Raw genomic sequence first — 24,994 nt, forward strand, 5'->3', positions numbered from 1 at the left:
CGTTCTATGCATGGATTTCCACAGTAAAGCTGCGGCCGCATTCGGGGCAGTTGACCAGATGAACGCATCCCTCTTCGCCTGTACCGCTAAAACCGTTCGTCATCGACAGATCGTCGATTTCGCGGTACGGAGAATAAGGACCCAAATAATCGAGCCATCTTCCGTAATCCTGAACCTGGCTGCGGCATTCGGGGCACTCGGCGCTCAGCGCCTGCATACCGTTGCAAATCGGGCATACATATGACAACGGGGTATTCCTCCTAATCAGGTGATTAGGCATAGAATACCCCGTTTTATAAATATTAACGATTAAAATCTCAGGCTGCTGCTGTGGCCCGGTGACAGTTTGGCCGTCGGATCGATGTATACTTTGGCGTTGTTGATAGCCGTAGGCGCTTCGCCGAAGCCGACAGCGATCAATTTCAGCTTGCCCGGATAAGTAGTGATGTCTCCCGCTGCGAAAATGCCGGGTATGCTCGTTTCCATTCTGGAATCAACGACGATTGAGCCGCCGTCGATGTTAAGTCCCCACTCGGCGATCGGACCCAGCGAGGATACGAATCCGAAGTTAACGATAACGGCGTTCGCGTCGACGACGGTTTCTTCACCGGATTTGATATTTTTCAAAGTAACCTGTTCGATGGCGCCGCTGCCGTGAAGTTTGGTGATTTCCGCAGGCGTAACGATGTTTACTTTGGATTTCATCAAGTTTTCGACGCTGTGCTCATGCGCACGGAAATTGTCTCTGCGGTGGATCAGCGTTACTTTTTCGGCGATCGGCTCAAGCATCAGCGCCCAGTCAACGGCCGAATCGCCGCCGCCGCTGATCAACACTTTTTGGCCGGCGAATTTGTTCAAGTCGTTGACGAAGTAATGCAGGTTTTTCTTTTCGTATTGAGGAGCTTCGGGAAGCTCGAGACGACGAGGCTCGAATGCGCCGACGCCGCCGGTAAGAATGATAGCGCGGCTGTAATGCACGCCTTTATCGGTACAAACTTCGAAAAGACGCTCTTCCTTTTTGCTCACTTGATGCACTTTCTCTTCGAGCCGGACATCGATCGGGAAATGCTTCATTTGCGCCTGGAGATTGGTCACCAGCTCTTGGGCGGTTACTTTTGGGAACCCGGCGACATCGTAGATGTATTTTTCCGGGTAAAGAGCGGCAAGCTGCCCGCCGAGCTGCGGCATGCTTTCGATCACTTTTACGGATGCCTGGCGCATCCCCGCATAAAATGAAGCGAACATGCCGGCAGGCCCTCCGCCTATGACAATAATGTCGACCAAATCTTGCTTCGTTTCTCTCTCAGTCATGTGTTCCACCCTCCGATTACATTCCTTTAGATGCGGTTTCTGCACAATGTTAGTTTATTATAGACATCTCCACTATAGAAGGAACCAGAAAATTGTGATTTCTTTATGTAAAACGCTTATGTATATGATAAATTCTACTTACATTGTCAAGACAAGCATTATTCGCCTATATGCCCTATTTTCGGGTAAAATAAGGCTTGATATTTGACCGCGAACTATTATATCATTACCTGAGAATGGGTTTATGCATGTTGTGATCAATCTCATGGCTGTTTCATCATATTTAGCTGTGAAGAAGTGCAAACTATAGGTTGTATACTACATTTGAAGCCATTTGTGTAATATTTCACAATATAGAGAAAACCTTTAACAAAATCGGACATGGAAGTGAGAGAAACATGAGTCGCATACCAAGAATCGTTATTTTAGGAGCAGGTTATGGCGGTATTTTGACGGCTATTCGTTTGCAAAAGGAATTGAACTATAACGAAGCTGACGTGACATTAGTCAATAAGCATGATTATCATTATATTACTACCCACCTTCATATGCCCGCTGCAGGGACTGACAATCCTGAAAATGCACGCGTGAACATTTTGAAGCTCATCGATGAATTTAAAGTGGATTTCGTGAAATCTACAGTGACCCAAATTCGTCCGCATGAAAAGAAAGTCATCCTTGAAGACGGAACCCTCTCTTACGATTACTTGGTAGTTGGTCTCGGCGGCGAACCTGAAACTTTCGGCATTCCGGGGTTAAAAGATTATGCGATGAACATCCGCAGCATCAACAGCGTCCGGTTTATCCGCGAACATATCGAATATCAGTTTGCCAAATACAAGCGCGAGCCTGACCGCAAAGATTATTTGACTTTCGTAGTCGGCGGCGCGGGTTTTACGGGCATCGAGTTCATCGGCGAGCTGGCCGACCGCGTACCGGAACTTTGCAAAGAGTTCGACGTAGATCCGGCGCTTGTGAAAATATACAATATTGAAGCCGCGCCGACCGCGCTGCCGGGCTTTGACCCCGAGCTGGTCGAATACGGCATGAAAGTTCTGGAAAACAAGGGCGTCGTGTTCAAAATCGGCACGGCAATCAAAGAATGTACGCCTGAGGGCGTTCTTATTGCCGGCGACGAGTTCATCAAGTCCGCCACTGTCGTATGGACCGGCGGTATCCGCGGCAACCATATGCTCGACGAAGCCGGATTCGAGACGATGCGCGGCAGAATCAAAGTGGACGAGTACTTGCGTTCTCCGCAGTTTGAGAACATTTATGTCGTCGGGGACTGCTCGATCGTCATGAATGACGAAGGCAGACCGTTCCCGCCTACGGCGCAAATCGCGATGCAGCAGGGCGAAGCTGTTGCGCACAACCTGATCGCTTCGATCCGCGGCTCGCAAATGAAAACTTTCAAATTCTCGAACAAAGGCACCGTAGCCTCCCTGGGCAGAGGACAAGCCATCGGAATCGTCGGTTCCCGCAAGCTCAAAGGCAACATGGCGGCGATTATGAAAAAGATAGTCGATATCCGTTACCTGTATATTATCGGCGGCATCCCGCTCGTTATTCGCAAGGGCCGATTCTAAAATAACAAGTTTGGCAAATCTGGGGGGATAGCCGTGCGGCACTGCAGTGTCCAAGTAAGAGGTCTTTTAACCCGGGATGAATTGGACCGTTACAACGCTTTGATGGATGTAGGCCGTCATTTGGAGTCGGAGAAGCGCTACGACCTTGTAGCCACGATTCAAAAGGAAATCGATATCCTCATTCTTCCGGCGATCGAGCGGCTGAAGGAAAAGAGCCGTCAGCGCGACCGCGACACTGAGGCATATTTGGCCCGCAAAGCGCAGATGGAAGCCGAGCTCGCAGCCGCCCTTCGGGACGATGAAGAGGATGAGAACTAGGCGTCAAAATAAGAAAAAGGAAGCTTCGCTTGTAAAAAGCTTGCTTCCTTTTTTGGCGCGTTCGGGAGCGGAGCTCCGGTTTACAGACGAATGAGTTCGGCAAATTTGTCGGGTGTAAGCAGGTTGCCGACGTAGAATTCGCCAAATTCGCCGTAGCGGGCGCTGACTTCGTCAAAGCGCATTTCATAGACAAGCTTCTTGAATTGCAGCGCATCGTCGGCGAACAGCGTAACGCCCCATTCCCAATCGTCGAGGCCTACGGAGCCTGTGATGATTTGCTTCACTTTACCGGCGTATGTGCGGCCGATCATGCCGTGGGAGCGCATCATCGTTCTGCGCTCGTCGGCGCTGAGCATGTACCAGTTGTCGCCGCCGTCGCGGCGCTTGTTCATCGGATAGAAGCAAATATGCTTCGCTTTGGGCAGTGTCGGCTTCAATCTGGCGGCCAGCTCCGGATCTTCCAGCGGATCGACGCCCGGTTTGGCCAGGTAGCTGCTTAATTCCACAATCGATACGTAGGAATAAACGGGAATCGTGAACGCGGCAAAAGCCGATTTGTTAAACTCATTTTCCAGTTCGTTCAGTTCTTCCAACGTTTCACGCAGCTGCATAAAGACGAAATCGGCTTTTTGCCCGACGATGCTATATACGGCAGTGCTGCCTAATTTGTCATTTTCTACCTGCTGCCATTTGGACAGAAACGAATTCAGCTCGTCCGCAGCGAACTTGCGCTCTTCCGAAGAAGCGGCTTTCCATGCGTTCCAGTCGATCAGACGGAAATCATGCAGCGCATACCAGCCTTCAAGCGTTTGTACAGCTTCACTCATGAGTAATGAACCTCCTCGATCACGGCTTTTTGTCCCCTACATTGTATCCAATCCTTGGAGAAAGGGCAAATGAACAAAGGGTGACGATGGAAAAATTGTATCCGCATGCACTTTACCTGCGCTTGTCCGTAGATTAAAATATAAAGGAAAAAGGGGGTAGATTTCGTTGCTGCAAATGATCGTAGCCGCAGTCCTGATGCTCGTGCTGTTTTTCGGACTTGGCTTTATTTTGAATATGCTGATGAAAACAACATGGTTTCCGCTTTACGCTTACATAGCCCTGATCATCGGGGTCATCGTTTACGGTACGATGGGTACAGCTTCGTTTTTGTCCGACAATACGGGGTTTACGGTCGTGGATTCCGTGCCGGCTGTCGGCGGCCTTGTCGGGGCGGTATTGAGCGGTTCGGCCATCAAGGCGCTGCGCATCCGAGGATTTAAAATGTTTTAAAATGGGCACTCTATGGTGAAGTAGTCGAACTTGACCATTCGGAGGAGAGAACTTTGCCTTTCGCTCATATTAACGGAACCGTCCTGCATTTTGAAACGACCGGGAACGGGATGCCTGTCGTCTTCATCCACCCTCCGCTGCTGACGCTTGAAACGTTCAATTATCAGAAAGAGCAGCTTTCGGACCGGTTTCGGGTGATTACTTTCGATATTCGGGGGCATGGGGAGAGCAGGCCGTCGGAAAGGTTGCTCACCTATTCGCTCATCGCCCAGGATATCCGGCACCTGCTTGACTTTTTAGGCATCGACAAGGCTTATATATGCGGCTATTCCACCGGCGGTTCTATCGTACTGGAAGCGCTGCTTGCGTATCCGAAGCGATTTTTGGGCGGCATCGTCGTCAGCGGCATGTCCGAGATCAGCGATGCTTTTAACAAAAGCTCGATTTGGACGGCTGTCCAGATGGCTGACCGCGGAGTTCTCCACAAGCTGCTGTCCAGAGTCATTACAGCGGGCAACGCCGATAAGGATGAAACTTTCCGGACATTGTTTCAAACTTCACTTCGCGGCAATCCGAGCCAGATCAAGCAATATTTTGAGCTGTCCTTAACCTATAACTGCACGCACCGGCTGGCGTCCATTTCGCATCCGATGCTTCTCATCTTCGGGCAAAACGATATTCGCTTCAACAAGTATTCGTATATGCTGCAAGACAAGCTGCGGAACAGCTCGCTTTATTTTATTAAGGGCGCGAAGCATCAAATTCCGCTCAAAAACGCTCCGCGAATGAACGATTTGATCCGGCTGTGGATTGAGAGCCTGGAGGACCGCGAGACGGAGCGCGGGAAGCTGGACCTGGAAATCGCCAAAAAGCTCAACCCGGCCATGTACGGGCATGATGACAACGAAAGCGGGCTGCCGTTAAGCTGACGGCCCGCGCGAATGAAGCCGGCCTCCGGGGAGGGGGCTTTATTTTTTTGGGTAAAAATCCTTCGGCTCATCCACTCCAAGCGTGTCGTTTTTTGTGGTAGACTGATAGAGTATGGCTGAAAGGCTGACAGATAGATTCGGCCGAAGGCAGGATGGAGCGATTGCGCAATGCAAATGACGAATATGCTGCATTTTACGGAAAATCACCGGTTTTACGTCAACCGTGATTTTTCTTTGAGCAGCCTGGATTATAAAATGCTTACGATGATGTACCAGCCGATGATAGGCGGGTACGCCGTAAGCCTGTACCACGCGCTTTATCAGCAGATCGGCGCGGATCGGGCCGGCTATTCGCCGCTGGAGCAGCAGCGGAAGCTGTTTCTGCTGTTGGAGCTTGAGCAGGGCGAGCGCGGCCGCAAATATTTGATCGAGCAGTCGTCGAAGCTCGAGGCGATCGGGCTGCTGCAAACGACACGCAAGTTTTTGCCGGGGGACGAGGACTATGTGTTTGAATACACCCTGTTTGCTCCTTTGGGGCCGAACGAGTTTTTTCGCAATCAGCATTTAACGCTGCTGCTGCGCGATAAAGTGGGCAAATATATGCTGCTTTCCCTTCGGGAAGAGCTGCTTGCCCCGGAGCCGGAGGAATGCCTGGACGCCAGGGGCGAGAACTTGTCCGTACCGTTCTACGACCTGTTCCGCCTGAACACGCAGGTGATCGACTACGAGCTGGAGCAGGCGCTGTACGAAGCTTCGGCGTCGAAGCACGGCGGCGAGGCGGGAATCGACGTGACGACCAAGGGCTTCCAGTACGCCGACATCATCATGCGCTTTCCACGCGGCGCCAGCAACCGGGTATTTGTCGAAGCGCTGAAGCATAAGCCTGATCAGATGGCCGCTATTAACATCGTAGCGAAAAAGTATAATCTGTCGCTGCAGGAGACGTGCCGGCTGCTGGATGAAGACGGCATGTTCACCGAAGAAGGCGAACTGGAGATTGACAGGCTGCAGTACAACGCGAATTTGTTCTACCGGCAAAGCAAGAAGCGCGGCGAGGAGCGGGAGCGCGCGCTTGCCCGGCCTGCGGAGGGAAGATCCGGCGAAGAGCAGGCCGAGGAAAGGGCCGAAGACAGACCGGTCGAGATGCAGTACTACCTGGAGGTGCCGCAGATGCTTCGCGGCGAGTGCACCGATCACCAGTACAACTATATTTTGCGGAACGAGCCTTATATGGCTGTTCTGCGCATGTTTTTTACGCAAGGTTCGATTCCGGACGGCGTGTTGAACATTTTTGAGAAAATTGACTTGAACTACAAGCTGAAAGAGGAAGTCATCAACGTGCTCATCCACTTCCTGCACATCGACCGGCGCTCCTGGGCCAGATCGTCGATCGAAGCGGTCGCGTCGGACATGCTGGGCAAGCAAATCGCGACGTACGAGCAGGCGGTCGAGTATGTGCGGGAAAAAATCCGCTTCAAGCAAAAAGCGGCTTCAAAGGTGGAGGCGGCCAAGGCGGGCGGCGGCTCTGCGACAAGAGGCCGGCAGGGCAAGCAGCAGAAGCCGCGCATTCCGATTGCGGTGCAGGATGCCGATTCCGCCGCGTCTTCCAGACTTACGGAAGAGGAGCTGGAAGCTGCGCTCAGAAAGGCGCAGAAGCTGGACGAGCGCTTCAACCGCAAAAGTTAGCACGAATACGCTAAAGGGGGGTGTTGCCTGAATGGAATCCCTGTCTAAAATACTTAAATCGCTGCCCGATTCGGAATGGAGAAGGAATGCGGAAGCAAAAATTCAAGCCGCTATGCAGGATGCTCTGATCGGCAAGTTCCGCCAAAAATATCCGTTTCTCGATGATCATGCGATTAAACTCAATATGAATAAGCTTTACCAGTATGTGACGGAGTACAAAGTTTGCTCGAACTGCCCTGGTCTGGATCGCTGCCCCAACGATATGACCGGCCATTATACGATGCTGACGGCGGAATTGGCAAATGGAACCCCTTTTATTCATGAGGAGAAGGTCGCTTGCAAAAAATTCACCGCCAAGCAGCTGCAGGATGCGATCGGAAGCCGAATCCGGACGTTTCATGTCGATCCCGGCATTCTCAGCCAGAGCTATTCGTTTGAGGATATCCTTCGGACAGATCTGGATCGCGCGAAAGCGGTCATTCAAATCAACAACTATGTGGAACGGACTATAGAAGACGGCTTGCAAAAGAAAGGACTGTTCTTGTCCGGCCCGTTCGGCACGGGAAAGACGTTTCTGATGTGCTACATGCTGTACCAATTGGCTAAAGTGGGGATGACCGGCGCTATCGTCTACATGCCGGACTTCGCGGAAGATTTGAAGGGCATGTTCCAGGAGCCCTACAAGCTCAAGGAGACGATCGATCTGCTCAAGGAGACGGATCTGCTCGTATTTGACGATATCGGGGCGGAGAACCTGAATCCGTGGCTCAGAGACCATGTTATCGGCGCGATCCTCAATTACCGGATGAACCGCAAGCCGACTTTCTTCACCTCGAATTACGAGCTGTCCGGGCTGGAGAAGCATTTCAGCTTCACCAACAAGGACGGTGACGAGGAGTACAAAGGGCAGCGGATCATGGACCGGATCCGGCCTTTCGTCGATGTCGTCGCCGTCAACGGCGCGAACAAGCGGGGCTACGCTTAGCGCGGACAATAAAAAGGCCGGAACGCCGACGACGCATTGGATGTCGGCGGTTCCAGCCTTTTTCGTTATGTAAGAGATTAGCCCTTTTTCAGCTGTTCCAGCTCTTCGGTGACATTTTCGATCATTTGCACAAATGAGGTCAGCTCTTCGGCGCTGGCCGCTTGCGTCCGGGCGTACAGCGTCGTTTCTTCGGAGCCCTGCTTGACCATCTCCAGCTTATCGGAGATTTGCTTCAGCTTGCTCTGGATCAAATTGAGCGATTCCCTGGAGTGGGAAGCCAGCTTGCGCACTTCGTTGGCGACGACTTCAAAGCCCCGTCCGTGCTCGCCGGACCGCGCGGCTTCGATGGCCGCATTCAGGCCGAGCAGGTGCGTCTGATCGGAGATTTCTTTCATGACCGAGCCCATTTTCTCGATATCTTTGATCTCGAAATGCAGCTCGTCGATGCGCTGATTGGACAGCTCCTGCGATTCGGCCGTCTGGATCGCGGTATCAGCGACGGATTGGCTGCTGCCGTTCAACTGGACCATCATGGAGGCGAGATCCTGCACGGCTCTGCTGATCGTCGTCAGCATCAGTTTTTGCTCGTCGGCGAGATTTTGCACCTTCGCTTTTTCGTCCTGTTCATAGGCTTCGAGCACCAATTGGGAATCGAGGTTGAACATTTTGCTCAGCGAGTTGATGACATGGGTCCAATTGTCCGGCAGAACGGCGGCAAAGTGCCGGGAAGCCAGGTTCGTATATTTGAGATAAGTGCCCAAATACCAGGCGGTAGTCAGCCCGATGCGCGAATGCACTCTCCCGATGTGCAGCCGCTTTTCGATAAACGAATCGTCGATCGTGCCGGCCGCCATGGACATAAAGTACCAGCGCTGGGTTTCCTTCAGGCGCTCGATGGTGCTGTGCTTTTCGATAAGCGCTTTCAACTCCGGCCATTTGATAATATCTTCATATAATTGATCGACCAGTTCATCCACGACTTGTTTGAAAGCGTTCTCGTTGCTTTTGAGCAGGGTTAGATCTTCCTCTGTTAAACCGATAAAGTCCAGCATTTGCTGCCGCGCTTGATTAACTCGAATCATCTGTTCTCTTAGCTCCTTTGCATGCAGAACGGCAGATAAGGCGCTTCCTGCGAATAAGAAAACAGAACCGCTTCGCCAGAGGCCGGGAAACGGTTCTGTTGTTCCGATCGTACTAATCTAGAAGTCTGTCCGAAACTGCCTATACCTTCTACTGAGTTCGTCGGACAGATTCTTAGACTCGCGCAACTTGGATGATCGTTGCAATAACCGCCACCAAAAGCAGAACTCCAAAAAAAACGCCGAAGCCCATGCCAACGTCCATAAAGTCGTTGCGCGGTTCTTCGTAGACGTGAAGCTCAGGATGTTTAGGATCGCTCATATTCGTACCCCCTGCCGTCCATCATTAGCATGATTGTAAGCCTAGTATACCCAAACTTTTAGAAAGTTGTAAAGCATTTCGTCATGATAAAAGTGGAAAGTGTCCGTTTTTTTTGAAAATAAGAAAAAAATGCTTGACTATAACATTAGTGTTATGGTTTACAATAAGTTTAACCTTACTTGATCAAGAAGGAAAAGAAATGTGGTGAACGCCATGCGGATCAGCGAGCTTTCCAAGCTTACCGGTGCCAGCATACGCTCCTTGCGTTACTACGAGCAAAAGGGTTTGATCGCTACGGAACGCGAAGAGAACGGGTACCGGGTGTTCAATCAAATGGCTGTAGAGCGCGTCAAGACCATTCAGTTTTATTTGAGCCTGGGCTTTTCCACCGAGCAAATCGAAAGTTTTCTGAACTGCGTTATGAAGCACCCGGAGTCGCATTGCGACGATCTGCTGCCGCTTTATACGGATAAGCTCAGAGAAATTGAAGGGCAGATGGAAATGCTGATGCTGCTGCAGGCAAATCTGAAGGATCGGATCGCATACTTGGAGCGGCAGAAGCAGGAACGTGAAAAGGCGGCGACGACTTGACCGGTCATGCCGGATGTCGATTTGCGCTATAGCGGGTTCGGTTGAAATGGCCGGGCACTGTGGTATACTTTACATGTTGACGCTCAGTAGAAACCTACTTGATGCTATAAATTCATTTTCATGAAGGAGGATTTAACATGGCAATTGTGAATGTATCCGACCAAAGCTTTAAAGCTGAAGTTGAAAGCGAAGGAACTGTCCTTGTAGACTTTTGGGCACCTTGGTGCGGGCCTTGCAAAATGATCGCGCCTGTCCTGGAAGAACTCGATAAAGAGGTTGAATCTTTGAAAATCGCCAAAGTAAACGTCGACGACAATCCGGAATCCGCTGCGCGCTTCGGCGTGATGAGCATTCCGACGCTGATCGTATTCAAAGACGGCCAGCCGGTCGACAAAGTCGTGGGCTTCCAATCCAAAGACGCGCTGAAAAACGTAGTAAGCCGTCATCAATAATAGGCTCCACCGCACAAAATTCGTGAGAAAAAGCTCTTTTTCTGCTATGCTGAGAAAGAGCTTTTTTGCATGAGCACGGCCCGGTCCGGCCGAATGAGCGGCGGGTAGGGAGTTCCGCCGCCGCCGGGGCGACGGGCAGGGAAGTACCTGCTGCCGCTGGGCGATGGGCATTTTGGGGAGATCGTAAGAAGGGGGAACTGTCTGCAATGGAATACGAGGACCGGGAAGCCCGGGAACAAAGCCAGGAAGCGATCCGCAACAAGCTGGCACTGCTGCCGGACAAACCCGGCTGTTATTTGATGAAAAACCGCGAAGGAACGATCATTTACGTAGGCAAAGCCAAAGTTCTGAAAAATCGCGTGCGCTCCTATTTTACGGGCAGCCACGGCGCCAAGACGCAGCGGCTGGTCAGCGAGATTCGCGATTTTGAATATATTGTCACGTCCAGCAATATGGAAGCGTTGATTCTCGAATGCAACCTGATCAAGCAGCACCATCCGCGCTACAACGTGCTTTTGAAGGACGACAAGACGTTCCCGTATATCAAAATCACGCACGAACAGCAGCCGCGTCTGGAGGTCACGCGGCGGGTGATTAAAGATAAGGGCAAATACTTCGGCCCTTATCCGAACGCTTTTGCCGCCCAGCAGACGAAGAAGCTGCTGGACCGGCTGTATCCGCTGCGCAAGTGCAGGACCCTGCCCGATAAAGTATGCCTATACTATCATATCGGGCAGTGTCTGGCGCCTTGCGAATATGAAGTATCCGCGGAGACGAACGAGCGGATGGTGCAGGAGATCACCCGTTTCCTCAACGGAGGACACGTGGAGATCAAGGAAGAGCTGACGGCCAAAATGCACGCCGCAGCGGAGGAATTGAACTTTGAGCGCGCGAAGGAGCTGCGCGATCATATTTTGAACATCGACGCGGTCATGGAGAAGCAGAAGATCACGACGAACGATGCGGTCGACCGCGACATTTTCGGCTATGCCGTGGACAAAGGCTGGATGGCCGTACATATCCAGTACATGCGCCAAGGCAAAATGATCGAGCGCCACGTCTCGCTGTTCCCTTACTACGGTGACGAGTACGGCGACTTCATCACCTATGTGACACAGGTGTACAGCGACAATCCGGCGCTGCCGAAGGAGATTTTCCTGCCCGGCGTGCCGGAAGCGGCGACGTCGGCGCAGCCTGGGGCAGCGGCTGCCTCGCAGGCCGGAGGCGTAGCGGAAACCGGGAGCGCTATACGAGTGGAAGGAGCTGCTGAAGCTGCAAACACTATCCAGGTCGAGGGAGCTGGGGAAGTTAGGGGTGCCGCACAGGCCGAAGCTGTAACGGAAGCAAGTGGTACTGTACGGGCCGAAGTCGTAGCGGAGGCAAGGAGTGTTATGCAGGCGGAAGGAGTTTCGGAAACTGATGGCACTGCACAGGCTGAAGCCGTAGCGGAGTCTGCGGGCACTATACAGGCCGAAGGAGCTGGGGAAGTTGGGGGTACCGCGCAGGCTGAAGCTGTAGCAGAAGCCGGGAACGCTATACAGGCAGAAGGAGTTGCGGAAGCTGGTGGTGGCGCTGCCCAGGCTGAAGCCGAGGAGAAGGACGTGCGGGAAGCGCTGGAGTCGTGGCTGAAGGTGAAGGTTCATTTTCCGCAGCGCGGGTTGAAAAAGCAGATGGTCGATATGGCGAAGGATAACGCCCGCATGGCGCTGGAAGAGAAGTTCAGGCTGCTTGAGCGCGATGAAAGCCGTTCCGTCAAAGCGGTGCAAAATCTGGGCGAATGGCTGGGAACGGGGGCGATTCACCGCATCGAGGCGTTCGATAACTCGAACATTCAAGGGACGAATCCGGTCTCGGCCATGGTCGTGTTCATCAACGGCAAGCCGGATCGCAAAGAGTACCGCAAATACAAGGTAAAAACCGTCCAGGGGCCGGACGATTACGAAACGATGCGCGAGGTGATCCGCCGCCGCTACGAGCGGGTGCTCAAGGAAAATTTGACGATGCCCGATTTGATCGTCGTGGACGGAGGCAAAGGGCAAATCTCCGCTGCGGTCGATGTGCTGGAGAACGAATTGGGGCTGTACATCCCGATTTGCGGCCTGGTGAAAGACGCCAAGCACAAAACCGCGCAGCTGATGATGGGCGACCCGGCGGAAGTAATTCCTCTGCAGCGGGACAGCCAGGAGTTTTATTTGCTGCAGCGCATCCAGGACGAAGTGCACCGCTTCGCGATCACGTTTCACCGCGAGACGAGGGCGAAGTCGATGGTCGTCTCCCAGCTTGACGCGATACCGGGCATCGGCGAGAAGCGGCGGAAGGCGCTGCTCAAGCATTTTGGCTCGGTACGCAAAATAAAAGAGGCCAAAGTCGAAGACTTCAAGCCTCTGGGTATCGGTGAAAAGCTGGCAAACGAAATTATGAAAGCTTTGCAAGGCGAAAATGAGGCGGCGGTTCCCCAGGAGTAAGGGGGCCCCGCTTTTTTGTCGGTTTACGTGAAAGGTGTGCACCTCGCGCAGCTCCTATCGGGGGCTGCGCTGCATGACGGCGGAAAAGTGTTGTTCCGGAGCCTGCCGAAAACCTGCACAAACTCCTATAAAGTTGTAGACGCCGGTACCAAGTTTCCTGCGTTCTATTTTCGTGTAAAGTTGGAGGTTTTTTCAATGGAATTGGCCTATTTGGCGAAAAAGCCTGCGATTGTGCAGGAATTCCTGTCTAGTATGGCCTGAGCCCAGGGTTTGAGCGGAACAACCTGCAGATTTGCTGGCTCCTGAGAAGCCCACACGCCAGAGTCGGTCGCACCATTTGCCTAGTTGCGCGAAAAAACCTGCAAAAGTACAGTTTTTGCACGGTTGATCCGCTGTCCAAGAAAAATTCCTGCAAATGTGCAGGCTTTTCGCCGCGAACATGGGCTCAGACCTAATTTCATCGAAAATTCCTGCACAATTGCAGGCTTTTCGCGAAAATGAACCATATTTAAGGAAAAAACCTGCACTTTTGCAGGTTTTTGTCTGTCAAGCTGCCATGCGCCCCATCCCGTGTAGGAGAGGCGTGACTTAGGGCAGAGCGGCTGCGTCCCCTGGTTTCGCTAGCCTGTCACTTTATCTCCGATTTGATTATTGCAGGATATCAGCGCTGCGAACTGCCCAACGAGCGCAGACCCTAGTGGGCGTTCGAAGGCTCTCAGCGCCGCGAGTGCCCAGCGAGCGTTCGGAGGTTATCAGCGCCACGGGCTGCCTAACGAGCTCAGGCTCTAGTGGGCTTTCGAAGGCTCTCAGCGCCGCGAGTGCCCAGCGAGCGTTCGGAGGTTATCAGCGCCACGGGCTGCCTAACGAGCTCAGGCTCTAGTGGGCTTTCGAAGGCTCTCAGCACCGCGAGTGCCCAGCGAGCGTTCTGAGGTTATCAGCGCCACGGGTTGCCCAACGAGCGCAGACCCTAGTGGGCTTTCGAAGGCTCTCAGCGCCGCGAGTGCCCAGCGAGCGTTCGGAGTTTATCAGCGCCACGGGCTGCCTAACGAGCGCAGACTCTAGTGGGCGTTCGGAGGCGCGCCGCGCGCAGCCCAGCAAGCGTCCGCAGGCTCAGCGCCGCACGGGGGCTACCCCCGCGCACCGCCAGCCATGCGCTGGCTCTACCCCGGGCTTGGCGCGAGGCGCCGCCGGTGCCACCATGCCAGCAGCAGCGCGGCGAGGGCCGGCAGCAGGATGTAGAAGATACCTGCGGCAACATCGCCCGCCTGGTCCAGCGAGAACAGCGACAGGCCCATCAGGATGCTGTCCATGCAGGCATGGGCGAATATGGCAGTGATGAAGCCGTATTTTAGGAACACATAGCCGAGAATGATGCCGATGACGGTTACCTCGATCAGGCGGGTATACACCGGATAGATCGGGTATTGCGTATGGCTCGCGGCCCAAATGATGCTCGGCAGCAGAACGGCGATGAAGTTCGAGCGGAACAGCTTTTTGAACAGCAGGATACCGAGCAGCCGGTAAGCGGCTTCTTCCGATATTGCGGCGGCCCATGCCATCAGCGGAAACAATTTGGGCTCCAGCATATTCAATACGGAATCCCCCGGATCGTTCACGGCCCATACGTCGAAGCGGACCTCGCCCGCATAGAACAGAACTTGCTGGACCCCAAGGATGAACAGGGCGAGCAAGTAGCCCCGGCCCATTCCGTGAAACACTTCCGATCCGAAGCGCGATTCCCGCCAAGCCGGCCAAGGCTTCCACCCGTTCGACTCCCACCACCGGCTGCCGGAAGCAAGCGAGATGTAGACCGATAGACCGAGCAGCAGCGTAACGACGTTCATGAACAGCGAGCCGGCCAATGTGGCGGTTCCGTTGTCTGCGATATCGCCGGACATCGTTTTGAAAGCCGGATACATATTGATGTTGTTGGCGATGTAAATCGTCGTAAAAATAACAGTGAGCAGCAGGCCCTTGCGAAAATCCATCTGCTTGCGGTGCCTGATGGCATATACGATGGCCGCAACGGACATCAGGAACGTAAAGCCCATGCTGATCCAGGTCATGAACGAGGCGGATTGATCCTGCGAGTCAAGCCATGCCTGATGGTCCTCTGGGATGCTGAATTGCACGGCATAGCCGACCAAAGCGTTATCGTCAAAATCGATCCGCAAGCGCAGCTTGGAACCGCCGATGGCTTCCGCTTTCTTTTCGTAAACGTACGCGCTCGCGCCGGCCTCTTTCTTCGGCTCCAGGGCGAGACTGAAATCGTCGGGATTAAAGCCCTGCCGGCTCATCTCCTCCTTGGCCAGCTGGTCCGCTTTTTGCCTGCCGATCGCTGCGGCGGTACCGGTGAGCGTCTCGCGCCAGCCGACGATTTGCAAGCTTTTGTAGTTGACGTCAACTTCGAATTTGCGCTTGCTGCCGGGATCGACGGCGCTGACCTGATAGAAATCGAGCGGGAAGCGGTCCCCGTATTTCAGCTCATACTCGTGCAAAAGGTGTTCTTTCTGCAAGTATCCGCTTCTCGACTTTTCGGACTGGTATACGACGAAAGTACTCGGCTGGCCGATGCCGTAGCGGCTTTGCAAAAACTGCCCGGCCACGTCGGCCGCCTGCTGCTTCGTAACGGCCGGACTTTCCACCGGGGCCGCTTCTTCCGTTTGATATCCCGCAAGCATATTGACCCCCATATACAAGGCCACGCCGATGCACGCGAGGATCAGCAAAGTTCGGTTCAATTTCATTCGCATCATGGGATAAAATATCTCCTTGGATAATGTTGGTTCGCAAATACGCTAAATTAAAAGTATCACAGATGTTAAGGAAAACCAATTCATGCAAAATAAAACGTAAACCGGGGCAAATTCGCGATTTCGAATCGTAACGCCCTCTCCTGCTTGCCAGACACGATGGAATGCTGCGAAAACCCCCGCAAATCCGCTGAAAACAACTTTGTGCGGAACAATAAATCAGATATATAATTCATATCAATTGAATAAAAAGCCGAATTTCTTGTTGAAAACGGGGGAACCATGTAATTTGGGGTGAATTTTGTCTCCGGCGTCAAAAAACCGGACAAATAGGGTGACTGCGCGCACCCGAATCCGTCAGCTAACCTCGTAGGCTTTACGTCAGGAACCATTTCCGAATAAGGCATTGGATTTCCAGTGTCTTTTTTTGCGTGTTCAATTGATGACAACAGGGGGATTTATGAAAAAAATAAGCATTTGGCAGCTTACGCCTCCGCAAATTCTGGTCCTTGGATTCGCCGCCATTATTTTGATCGGAGCGGGGCTGCTGACGCTTCCTTTTGCCTCGACGAGCGGCCGGTCGCTGCCTTTTATCGATGCGCTGTTTACGGCCACATCGGCGACCTGCGTAACCGGCCTCGTCGTGGTCGATACCGGGTCGGCATTTACCGTGTTCGGACAAGTCGTCATCGTCAGCCTGATCCAGATCGGCGGTCTCGGCTTCATGACGATGGCCACGCTGTTCGCCTTCGTGCTGCGCAAAAAAATTACGCTGAAGGAAAGATTGCTGCTGCAGGAGGCGTTCAACCAGGGCAGCATGGAAGGGATTGTGCGGCTGATCCGCAAAGTACTTATTTATTCATTAAGCATCGAAGCGATAGCGGCGATTTTGTTCACGATCCGTTGGTCGTTCGACATGGAATTTTCGAAGGCGCTGTACTTCGGCATCTGGCATGCGATTTCGATGTTCAACAATGCCGGATTCGACCTGTTCGGCACCGCCGATGCTCCTTTCGTCTCGCTGACCGGATACGTCAACGATTTCACGGTGAACGTCGTCGCGATGGCGCTGATCGTGCTCGGAGGTCTCGGCTTCATCGTCTTGTCCGATTTGATGGAATATCACAAAACGAAGAAACTTTCCCTGCATTCCAAAGTCGTGCTTGCCATGACGGGATTTCTGATCGTTTTCGGCGCGCTAGTGATATTTATATTCGAGTACACGAACACCAAGACGTTAGGACCGCTGAATTTCGGCGGAAAAATGTTGGCTTCGTTTTTCCAATCCGTCACGCCCCGGACGGCCGGCGCGAATACGATGGACATCGGCGCCATGCGTCAGGCGTCGCAATTTTTCATGGTGATTCTCATGTTTATCGGGGCTTCTCCCGGCTCGACGGGGGGCGGGATCAAAACGACGACGTTCACCATTCTCATTGCCGCCATCATCACGATGATCCGAGGCAAGGAAGATATCGTCATTTTCCGTTTCCGTCTGGCGAAGGACCGCATTCTCAAAGCGATTACGCTCACGATGATCGCGCTCTTTCTCGTCATATTCGTGTCCATGCTGTTATCGACGACGGAGTCCGTGCAGTTTTTGAAAATATTGTTCGAAGTGACGTCCGCCTTCGGTACTGTCGGCTTGACTATGGGGCTTACGCCGTCGCTGACCGTTTTCGGCAAAATTATGCTCAGCCTGACGATGTTCGCCGGCCGGCTCGGCCCTATAACGCTCGCCTACGCGCTGCAGCCGAAACAGGAAAAAGAATTATATAGATACCCTGAGGGTAAAATTACGATTGGTTAGGGGATACTGGAGATGAAAAAAAATCAATACGCGGTAATCGGTCTGGGCCGATTCGGATCCAGCTTGTCGAAGGAGCTGATCAAGCTGGGCTATGAGGTGCTCGGCATCGACAAGGACGAAGAAGCGGTCGACGAGATGAGCTCCGAGCTGACGCATGCGGTCGTGGCGGATGCCACGGACGAGGAAGTGCTGAAGTCGCTCGGCGTGCGCAACTTTGACTGTGCGGTCGTCGCGATCGGCGACGATATTCAGGCCAGCATTTTAACCGCTATTGTGCTGAAAGATTTGGGCGTCAAAATGGTCGTCGCCAAGGCGCTGTCGGAGCTGCACGGCAAAGTGCTGAATAAAATCGGCGTGGACCGCGTCATTTATCCGGAGCGGGATATGGGCATCCGCGTGGCGCACCAGCTCGTATCGCCTAACCTTCTGGATTACATCGAGTTGTCCAAAGATTACACGATCGTCGAGCTGTCGGTGCCCAAGCGCCTGTGCGGCAAAACGATCAAGGATCTGGACCCCCGGGCCAAATACGGATGCAGCGTCGTTGCCATCAACAAGCAAAGCGGTGTGATCATCGCGCCGCTTGCGACAGACGTTGTCAATGAAAAGGATGTTATGGTGATCATCGGGACGAATGAACAAATCGAAGAATTTGAGAGCGAAGTTATCGGATAATGGAAAATGCGTCTGCCGTCATGATTGAGCATGTCATTTTGCTGCTCATTATTATTTTCAGTCTGGGCATGCTGCTGGGCAAAGCTGCACACCTGTTGAAGCTGCCGGATGTCGCGCTTTTTCTCGTAGGGGGCATCATTGTCGGGCAAGGCCTGGGCTGGGTACGGGAATCCAGCACTTCATTTACGAACCAGTTCATTCTTGCGATCGGTTCCGCTCTCATTTTGTTCGACGGCGGGCGCAACATCCGCCTCTCCGGCCTTCGCAAAGTGTGGATCACCGTCAGCCTGCTCAGCGTCCCCGGCGTTATGATTACGTGCGGGGTAGTGGCCGTGGCGGCGCACCTGCTGCTTGGCCTGCCCTGGATATACGCGATGCTGCTCGGGGCGGTCATCAGTTCGACGGACCCGGCTACGCTCATCCCCGTGTTCAAGCAGGTGAAGATCCGCCCGAAAGTCAGGGAAACTGTGGAAAGCGAATCGGCCTTTAACGATGCGACGGGATCGATTTTGACCTTTTCACTCATTGCGGTCATCCTGGGCACCCGGGAAGTTTCGGTTGGCTCGGGAATTTGGGCGTTCGTCAAAGCGGCGGCGGGAGGGCTTCTCGTTGGCGCAGCGATCGGCTTGGCGCTTGCATACTTGACCGCGCATCTGAAGCTTGGGCTGCTGCGCCAATATGCGACGATTGCGATGATCGTTGCGGCTCTCGGAGCCTACTTGGCGGGCGAAGCGCTCGGCGTCAGCGGATTTATGGCTACGTTTACGGCCGGGCTTATTTGGGGGAACGCGGAGACGTTCAAACTGGACATGCAGGACAAGCTGCAGGAAATGGGACATTTTTCGGAAAATATAACGTTAATGATGCGCATGCTCATCTTTATTTTGCTGGGCAGCCAAGTGAACTTCGCGTTGATTGCCGAACATTTATGGACGAGCCTGGGGGTTATTTTTGCGTTTGTTTTTATTGCAAGGCCGCTTGCCGTGCTGGCATGCGCGCTGCCGGACCGCCGGGCGAAGTGGACGAGGAACGAGATTTTGTTCATGTTCTGGGTGCGGGAAACGGGAGTGATTCCGGCCGCGCTGTCCGGCATGATCGCCGGAATGGGAATTCGGCACAGCGAGCTGATCGCCAGTGTAACGTTCATGGCCGTGCTGATCACGATTCTGGTCCAGGCAAGCACGACTGCCTTCGCGGCGCGCAAGCTGGGCCTTGAGGTAACGAACGGCGCTGCGGAAGCCGAACATTGAGTATGCCGTCTCCGAATGCACGATGTGCACAGGGGGCGGTTTTTTGTGTTCTAACAATAAACTAACATTTTGCTTGTTGGTTCCTGGTTTTCTATAGTATATTAAAAATGCAGCTGCTATTTTTCGACAGGTTTTTGCGAAATCTAACTGCAAGTGTAGGCTGACCTAACAAATTTCCTCACACTTTTCTAACAATAAGCATTTTGAAACAAAAGGTGGGCGGACATGGACAAGGTACTGGTTATTGAAGATGATGTGATGGTTGGCGACATGGTTTCGATTTATTTGGGTGAGGAAGGTTTTCAGGTCATGAGAAAGGGGAGCGGCGAAGAAGGTCTCGATGCCGTGGGTTATTTTGAGCCCGACGTCATTTTGCTCGATTTGATGCTGCCCGATATGGACGGTTTGGAATTGTGCAAGCAAGTCCGAAAAACATCGATGGTACCTATTTTGATCGTATCGATGAAAAACAAAGTAATTGAACGTGTAAGCGCTTTAATGGCGGGGGCGGACGATTTTTTGAGCAAGCCGTTCAGTTTGCACGAGATGAGTGCAAGAATACAGGCGCTGATTCGCAGGGCCAGGGTGTATCAGGAAAGCTTGCCGGCAGGACCGGCGCTGCTGGAGCTTCCCGCCTATAAGATGAAGTCCGACGAAGGCATACAGATCGTGCACCTCGATCCGGAGACGCGGTCGATGTGGGTGCGCGGAGGGCTGGTCAATACGACCTATTCTGAATTCGAGATCATGACTTGCTTTGTCAAACACCCGGGGCGCGTGTTCAGCCGGGAAGATTTGATCAACACGGTGCGGGGATTCGATTCGTATGTAACCGACCGCGCTATTGACGTACATATTGCAAACCTGCGCAAAAAAATCGAGGATAACCCCAAGCAGCCGAAGCGGATTCGAACCGTATGGGGTGTTGGATACAAATTCGTTTTATGAAAAAAGCCTCCAAATCGCCGAACTGCCTCGCGTACACGCGGACAGCAGCGGCGGTCGGAGGCTCATTCGTTGTCCGCGAAGTAGCGGATCGCCCGGTGGGCAAAATTCATCGCCACGGGATTGTCCGAGGCTTCGACCGAGTAAATTAGCGACGTCGTCCGCTTCGTCTGCTCAAGTTCCGGCAAATTGCGCAAAATCAGCTCATTGTTCAGAATGAGATCTTCCCGCAAATAGGAGCGGGGCAGCAGCGTCGCCGTTTTGCAGGTGGACACCAGGCGGAGAATCGCTTCGAACGAGTCGATTTCCATCTGCACATTGGGAAAGACGGAGAACCGGTGGAACAGCTCGTCCATCAGAACCCGGTACCAGGTTCCCTTGGAGAACAGAATCATCGGCAGTTCGTTCAAATCGCTGACCGCAAGCGCGGGGCGGTCGATGTAGCTGTGCCCGAGCGGCAGCACGAGACACAGATGGTCGTCAAACAGCGGCTCGCAGCGCAAGCCCGAGGCGTTGATCTGCGAAGCGATCATGCCGATATCGACTTTTTTCTCTTTGACCATCGTGACGACTTCGTGCGTCTTGCCGGTCAGCAGCTTGATCTCGGTCATCGGCTGGTCTTCCAAAAAGGTTGTGATCAGGTCGGGAAGCGTGGCCTGCAGCGTTGTCAGACTGGCGCCTATCGTGATCGACACATGGTTTCCGGCCGCTTTGTACGTTTGAATCTCCTGCATGAACTTGCGCTCCAGATGGCGCAGTTCAAGGGCGTGGTCGTAGCAGAACCGGCCGACTTTCGTCAGCTCAAGCCGCTTGCCTTTGCGGATAAAGAGCTCGACGCCAAGCTCCTCCTCCAGCTTCATGATTTTGCGGGAGAGCGCGGGTTGTGACAAGTTCAAAATTTGCGAAGCTTTATTCAAGCTCGCCTGCTCGACAACAACTGCAAAAACGTCCAAAAGCTCCACAAAAAGCGCCCCTTTCCGTTATGATCGATATGCAAATAAGTTATAAGGGTATATAAAGAATCGGCACTTCCATTATAAGCGAGAAAGAGGTACCATGTATATGTCACTTCTTGTTCACAATTTTTGGGCGATCCTGCATAAACGCTCTGTATGATGGAAAAATAGGCGTGGATGAATCTGGGTTGACGCTTGTATACCACAAGAGTACAATGGTATGTGGCTTGTCTGAAAATGTCGGATGTACTATTTTAGGGGAGGAATTGGTTCAATGACGGGTAATTCGTATTACTTTCGAAAGATCCACTCTTTGCTTGGCGTAATTCCAGTGGGTTTCTTTCTCATCGAGCATCTGCTCACGAACTACGAGGCGGTTAAGGGCCATGCCGCTTTCATCGATCAAATCAACTGGCTGAACGGGCTGCCTCTGAGGCTGTTTCTGGAAATCTTCGGCATCTGGCTGCCGCTTCTTTACCATGCCGTTTATGGCCTCTACGTAGCTTATCAAGCCCGCCATAACGTAAGCAATTACGGATACTTCCGCAATCAAATGTTTTTCCTGCAGCGTATAACGGGAATTCTTACGTTCTTGTTCGTCGCATGGCATTTTTTCGAGACACGCCTTCAAGTGGCGATCGGAAATGTGGATCATGAGGCGTTAGGCACGACGATGTATCAAATTGCGACGAATCCGGTTATGTTCACGATCTATCTGATCGGAATCCTGTCGGCTACGTTCCATTTCAGCAACGGCATGTGGTCTTTCCTGGTCAGTTGGGGAATTACGGTCGGCCCGCGCGCTCAGCGTATTTCTACCTATGTATGGCTGGGTGTGTTCGTCGTTATGTCAATCATGTTTATTATGTCTTTGACCGCATTTACGGATACTCAATTTCAGCATTTGCCTGCAGAGACACGGGCAGGGCATTAAGGGAGGGTGAACATCAATGGCTAATTCGAAAGTTATTGTCGTCGGCGGAGGCCTTGCGGGACTCATGGCGACCATTAAAGCGGCAGAAGCCGGAGTTCACGTTCAGTTGTTCTCCTTGGTTCCTGTGAAACGTTCGCATTCCGTTTGCGCGCAAGGCGGCATTAACGGTGCGGTAAATACAAAAGGTGAAGGCGACTCCACTTGGGAGCACTTTGACGATACGGTTTACGGCGGGGACTTCCTGGCCAATCAGCCGCCGGTTAAGGCGCTGTGCGATGCGGCCCCCGGCATTATTCACCTGATGGACCGGATGGGCGTTATGTTCAACCGTACGCCGGAAGGTCTTCTCGATTTCCGCCGTTTCGGCGGCACGAAGTATCACCGCACGGCATTCGCCGGAGCGACGACCGGGCAGCAGCTGCTGTACGCGCTCGACGAGCAAGTACGCCGCTGGGAGACCGCGGGTCTCGTCACCAAGTTCGAGAACTGGGAATTCCTGGGCGCCGTACTCGACGAAGAGAACATTTGCCGCGGTATTGCGGCGCAAAATCTGCGCAGCATGGAAGTGGAAACATTCCCTGCCGAAGCCGTTATTTTGGCGACAGGCGGTCCCGGCATTATTTTCGGCAAAACGACCAACTCGGTCATCAATACAGGTACGGCGGCGAGCGCGGTTTATCAGCAAGGCGTTAAATACGCGAACGGCGAAATGATCCAGATTCACCCGACCGCGATTCCGGGAGACGACAAGCTGCGCTTGATGTCCGAATCGGCGCGCGGCGAAGGCGGCCGGATCTGGACGTACAAAGACGGCAAACCTTGGTATTTCCTGGAAGAGAAATATCCGGCTTACGGCAACCTCGTTCCGCGCGATATTGCGACGCGGGAAATTTTCTCCGTCTGCGTAGACCAGAAGCTGGGCATTAACGGCGAAAACATGGTTTACCTCGACCTCTCGCATAAAGATCCGAAAGAGCTGGATGTCAAGCTCGGCGGTATTATGGAGATTTACGAGAAATTCATGGGCGACGACCCGCGCAAAATTCCGATGAAAATTTTCCCGGCGGTTCACTATTCGATGGGCGGCATGTGGGTCGACTACAACATGATGACGAATATTCCGGGGCTGTTCGCGGCCGGCGAGTGCGAATACCAGCATCACGGTGCGAACCGTTTGGGCGCCAACTCGCTCGTTTCCGCGATTTTCGACGGCATGGTTTCCGGTCCGAAAGCGGTCGAGTATATCCGCGGCTTGAGCAAGAGCTCGGAAGATATCTCCTCGACGGTGTACGACCGCGAGAAAAAACGTCATACGGACCGTTACGAGAGCCTGCTCAAAATGAACAGCGGCACCGAGAACGCATATGTGCTGCACAAAGAACTGGGCGACATGATGAATGCGAACATGACGGTAGTCCGCCACAACGACCGCCTGCAGGATACGATCAACCGGATTAAAGATATGAAAGAACGATACAACAACATCAACATCACGGACACAGCGAGATGGAACAACCAAGGCGTCGCGTTCACGCGCCAGCTGTGGAACATGTTCGAGCTGGCCGAGGCGATGACGGTCGGAGCGCTGCTGCGCAACGAGAGCCGCGGCGCGCATTACAAGCCGGAATTCCCGGATCGCGACGACGAGCATTTCATGAAAACGACGATCGCCGACTGGACTCCGGACGGACCGAAAATCAGCTACGAAGATATCGACGTATCCCTGATTGCGCCGCGTAAACGCGACTATTCGACGGACAAGAAGAAGGGAGGAAACTAATCATGGCGGATACACAAACGGCGCAAAAAACCGTGAAGTTTATCGTTACACGTCAGGAAAGCCCTGAATCCAAGCCCTACACGGAAGAGTTTGAAATCCCGTATCGCCCGAATATGAACGTGATCAGCGCGCTGATGGAAGTACAGCGCAATCCGAAAAACGCCAAAGGCGACAAAACTACGCCCGTGTGCTGGGAATCCAACTGCCTCGAAGAAGTGTGCGGAGCCTGCTCGATGGTTATCAACGGCAAGCCGCGTCAAGCGTGCTCGGCGCTGATCGACAAGCTGGAGCAGCCGGTCCGCGTAGCTCCGATGAGCACGTTCCCGGTTATGCGCGACCTGGTTATCGACCGTGGGCGTATGTTCAACGCTTTGAAAAAGGTTAAAGCGTGGGTGCCGATCGACGGTACTTACGATCTGGGTCCTGGTCCCCGCATGGCGGAATCGAAGCGTCAATGGGCGTACGAGCTTTCCAAATGCATGACTTGCGGCGTCTGCCTGGAATCTTGTCCGAACGTGAACGAAAAAACCGATTTCATCGGCCCTGCGGCGATTTCCCAGGTTCGTTTGTTCAATGCTCACCCTACGGGAGAGATGAACAAAGAAGAGCGTCTGGAAGCGCTGATGACCGACGGCGGCATCGAAGGCTGCGGAAACTCGCAAAACTGCGTGCGCTCCTGTCCGAAAGGCATTCCGCTGACGACTTCCATCGCAGCGATGAACGCCGATACGACGAAGCACTTATTCAAAAAATGGCTGGGCGTGTAAGCTGACCCCAAAAAGCCCGATTCCCGTAACGATAACGGGGATCGGGCTTTTTTTTGCACCCGTAATGAACCTTTTTGGCGGCGGGATTGTTTATAAGGTAAAAGCAGGAAGGAGGGGGA

Annotated in this window: 23 protein-coding genes and 1 riboswitch; of the genes, 16 read left to right on the plus strand and 7 right to left on the minus strand. The window is 53.1% G+C overall.

The features are described 5' to 3' along the window. Nucleotides 1-4: 4 nt before the first annotated feature. Both AC0LWT_RS05010 and AC0LWT_RS05015 read right to left on the minus strand, forming a co-directional pair. Complete coding sequence (locus AC0LWT_RS05010) at nucleotides 5-247, minus strand: hypothetical protein (RefSeq protein WP_474680110.1); 243 nt, start codon at nucleotides 245-247, stop codon at nucleotides 5-7. A 62-nt stretch (nucleotides 248-309) separates the two neighbouring features. Next, entirely contained in the window at nucleotides 310-1,311 is a 1,002-nt protein-coding gene (locus AC0LWT_RS05015; protein ID WP_474680111.1) for an NAD(P)/FAD-dependent oxidoreductase, read from the minus strand. A 398-nt stretch (nucleotides 1,312-1,709) separates the two neighbouring features. On the opposite strand from AC0LWT_RS05015, the gene AC0LWT_RS05020 reads away from it, so the two are divergent. Continuing rightward, nucleotides 1,710-2,900, plus strand: a complete 1,191-nt coding sequence (locus AC0LWT_RS05020; protein ID WP_474680112.1) for an NAD(P)/FAD-dependent oxidoreductase — start codon at nucleotides 1,710-1,712, stop codon at nucleotides 2,898-2,900. 33 nt (nucleotides 2,901-2,933) lie between these two features. Continuing rightward, on the plus strand, nucleotides 2,934-3,218 hold the full coding sequence (locus AC0LWT_RS05025) for a hypothetical protein (protein ID WP_474680113.1): 285 nt from the start codon (nucleotides 2,934-2,936) through the stop codon (nucleotides 3,216-3,218). 80 nt (nucleotides 3,219-3,298) lie between these two features. On the opposite strand, the gene hemQ is transcribed toward AC0LWT_RS05025, so the two are convergent. Further along, on the minus strand, nucleotides 3,299-4,045 hold the full coding sequence (gene hemQ, locus AC0LWT_RS05030; protein ID WP_474680114.1) for a hydrogen peroxide-dependent heme synthase: 747 nt from the start codon (nucleotides 4,043-4,045) through the stop codon (nucleotides 3,299-3,301). A 166-nt stretch (nucleotides 4,046-4,211) separates the two neighbouring features. Between hemQ and AC0LWT_RS05035 the strand changes: the two genes are divergently transcribed. The 4 genes from AC0LWT_RS05035 (at nucleotide 4,212) to dnaI (ending at nucleotide 8,096) form a co-directional block, all read left to right on the plus strand. Continuing rightward, a complete protein-coding gene (locus tag AC0LWT_RS05035; protein WP_474680115.1) occupies nucleotides 4,212-4,496 on the plus strand; it encodes a YuiB family protein in 285 nt (94 codons plus the stop codon). 53 nt (nucleotides 4,497-4,549) lie between these two features. Further along, nucleotides 4,550-5,425, plus strand: coding sequence for an alpha/beta fold hydrolase (locus tag AC0LWT_RS05040; protein ID WP_474680116.1), 876 nt, complete (start codon nucleotides 4,550-4,552; stop codon nucleotides 5,423-5,425). A gap of 168 nt (nucleotides 5,426-5,593) precedes the next feature. Then, entirely contained in the window at nucleotides 5,594-7,111 is a 1,518-nt protein-coding gene (locus tag AC0LWT_RS05045; RefSeq protein WP_474680117.1) for a replication initiation and membrane attachment family protein, read from the plus strand. 31 nt (nucleotides 7,112-7,142) lie between these two features. After that, nucleotides 7,143-8,096: a primosomal protein DnaI gene (dnaI, locus tag AC0LWT_RS05050; protein WP_474680118.1), complete on the plus strand. Its 954-nt coding sequence runs from the start codon at nucleotides 7,143-7,145 to the stop codon at nucleotides 8,094-8,096. Between the two features lie 77 nt (nucleotides 8,097-8,173). On the opposite strand, the gene AC0LWT_RS05055 is transcribed toward dnaI, so the two are convergent. Both AC0LWT_RS05055 and AC0LWT_RS05060 read right to left on the minus strand, forming a co-directional pair. Further along, nucleotides 8,174-9,178 (minus strand): protoglobin domain-containing protein, encoded by a 1,005-nt coding sequence (locus tag AC0LWT_RS05055; RefSeq protein ID WP_474680119.1) that lies wholly within the window; start codon nucleotides 9,176-9,178, stop codon nucleotides 8,174-8,176. 172 nt (nucleotides 9,179-9,350) lie between these two features. Beyond that, a complete protein-coding gene (locus AC0LWT_RS05060) occupies nucleotides 9,351-9,497 on the minus strand; it encodes a YqzM family protein (protein ID WP_474680120.1) in 147 nt (48 codons plus the stop codon). A gap of 201 nt (nucleotides 9,498-9,698) precedes the next feature. Here AC0LWT_RS05060 and AC0LWT_RS05065 point away from each other — a divergent pair, with 201 nt between their 5' ends. From AC0LWT_RS05065 to uvrC, 3 genes are all read left to right on the plus strand, one after another. Beyond that, complete coding sequence (locus AC0LWT_RS05065; protein WP_474680121.1) at nucleotides 9,699-10,088, plus strand: MerR family transcriptional regulator; 390 nt, start codon at nucleotides 9,699-9,701, stop codon at nucleotides 10,086-10,088. A 137-nt stretch (nucleotides 10,089-10,225) separates the two neighbouring features. Continuing rightward, nucleotides 10,226-10,540 (plus strand): thioredoxin, encoded by a 315-nt coding sequence (gene trxA, locus AC0LWT_RS05070; protein ID WP_474680122.1) that lies wholly within the window; start codon nucleotides 10,226-10,228, stop codon nucleotides 10,538-10,540. Between the two features lie 206 nt (nucleotides 10,541-10,746). Further along, nucleotides 10,747-13,005: an excinuclease ABC subunit UvrC gene (gene uvrC, locus AC0LWT_RS05075; protein ID WP_474680123.1), complete on the plus strand. Its 2,259-nt coding sequence runs from the start codon at nucleotides 10,747-10,749 to the stop codon at nucleotides 13,003-13,005. A 1,160-nt stretch (nucleotides 13,006-14,165) separates the two neighbouring features. On the opposite strand, the gene AC0LWT_RS05080 is transcribed toward uvrC, so the two are convergent. Beyond that, a complete protein-coding gene (locus AC0LWT_RS05080) occupies nucleotides 14,166-15,761 on the minus strand; it encodes a CPBP family intramembrane glutamic endopeptidase (RefSeq protein ID WP_474680124.1) in 1,596 nt (531 codons plus the stop codon). 238 nt (nucleotides 15,762-15,999) lie between these two features. Further along, nucleotides 16,000-16,149, plus strand: a riboswitch (cyclic di-AMP (ydaO/yuaA leader). A gap of 69 nt (nucleotides 16,150-16,218) precedes the next feature. Here AC0LWT_RS05080 and AC0LWT_RS05085 point away from each other — a divergent pair. From AC0LWT_RS05085 to AC0LWT_RS05100, 4 genes are all read left to right on the plus strand, one after another. Continuing rightward, a complete protein-coding gene (locus AC0LWT_RS05085; protein WP_474680125.1) occupies nucleotides 16,219-17,568 on the plus strand; it encodes a TrkH family potassium uptake protein in 1,350 nt (449 codons plus the stop codon). A gap of 12 nt (nucleotides 17,569-17,580) precedes the next feature. Then, complete coding sequence (locus AC0LWT_RS05090) at nucleotides 17,581-18,243, plus strand: potassium channel family protein (RefSeq protein WP_474680126.1); 663 nt, start codon at nucleotides 17,581-17,583, stop codon at nucleotides 18,241-18,243. Beyond that, nucleotides 18,243-19,493, plus strand: a complete 1,251-nt coding sequence (locus AC0LWT_RS05095) for a cation:proton antiporter (RefSeq protein ID WP_474680127.1) — start codon at nucleotides 18,243-18,245, stop codon at nucleotides 19,491-19,493. Before AC0LWT_RS05090 ends, AC0LWT_RS05095 begins: the two co-directional genes overlap by 1 nt. Nucleotides 19,494-19,718: 225 nt before the next feature. Further along, nucleotides 19,719-20,441: a response regulator transcription factor gene (locus AC0LWT_RS05100; RefSeq protein WP_474680128.1), complete on the plus strand. Its 723-nt coding sequence runs from the start codon at nucleotides 19,719-19,721 to the stop codon at nucleotides 20,439-20,441. Between the two features lie 62 nt (nucleotides 20,442-20,503). Here AC0LWT_RS05100 and AC0LWT_RS05105 read toward each other — a convergent pair whose 3' ends face one another. Continuing rightward, nucleotides 20,504-21,400 (minus strand): LysR family transcriptional regulator, encoded by an 897-nt coding sequence (locus AC0LWT_RS05105; RefSeq protein ID WP_474680129.1) that lies wholly within the window; start codon nucleotides 21,398-21,400, stop codon nucleotides 20,504-20,506. Nucleotides 21,401-21,668: 268 nt separating this feature from the next. Here AC0LWT_RS05105 and AC0LWT_RS05110 point away from each other — a divergent pair, with 268 nt between their 5' ends. From AC0LWT_RS05110 to sdhB, 3 genes are read left to right on the plus strand one after another with little or no spacing between them, the layout of a single operon-like run. Further along, nucleotides 21,669-22,328 (plus strand): succinate dehydrogenase cytochrome b558 subunit, encoded by a 660-nt coding sequence (locus AC0LWT_RS05110; protein ID WP_474680130.1) that lies wholly within the window; start codon nucleotides 21,669-21,671, stop codon nucleotides 22,326-22,328. 16 nt (nucleotides 22,329-22,344) lie between these two features. Then, nucleotides 22,345-24,108 (plus strand): succinate dehydrogenase flavoprotein subunit, encoded by a 1,764-nt coding sequence (gene sdhA, locus AC0LWT_RS05115; protein ID WP_474680131.1) that lies wholly within the window; start codon nucleotides 22,345-22,347, stop codon nucleotides 24,106-24,108. Nucleotides 24,109-24,110: 2 nt separating this feature from the next. Beyond that, nucleotides 24,111-24,875 carry a succinate dehydrogenase iron-sulfur subunit gene (gene sdhB / locus AC0LWT_RS05120; protein WP_474680132.1) on the plus strand — a complete coding sequence of 255 codons (765 nt, stop codon included), beginning with the start codon at nucleotides 24,111-24,113 and terminating at the stop codon, nucleotides 24,873-24,875. The last annotated feature ends 119 nt before the right edge of the window (nucleotides 24,876-24,994 follow it).

Source organism: Paenibacillus sp. sgz302164, from assembly GCF_056120505.1.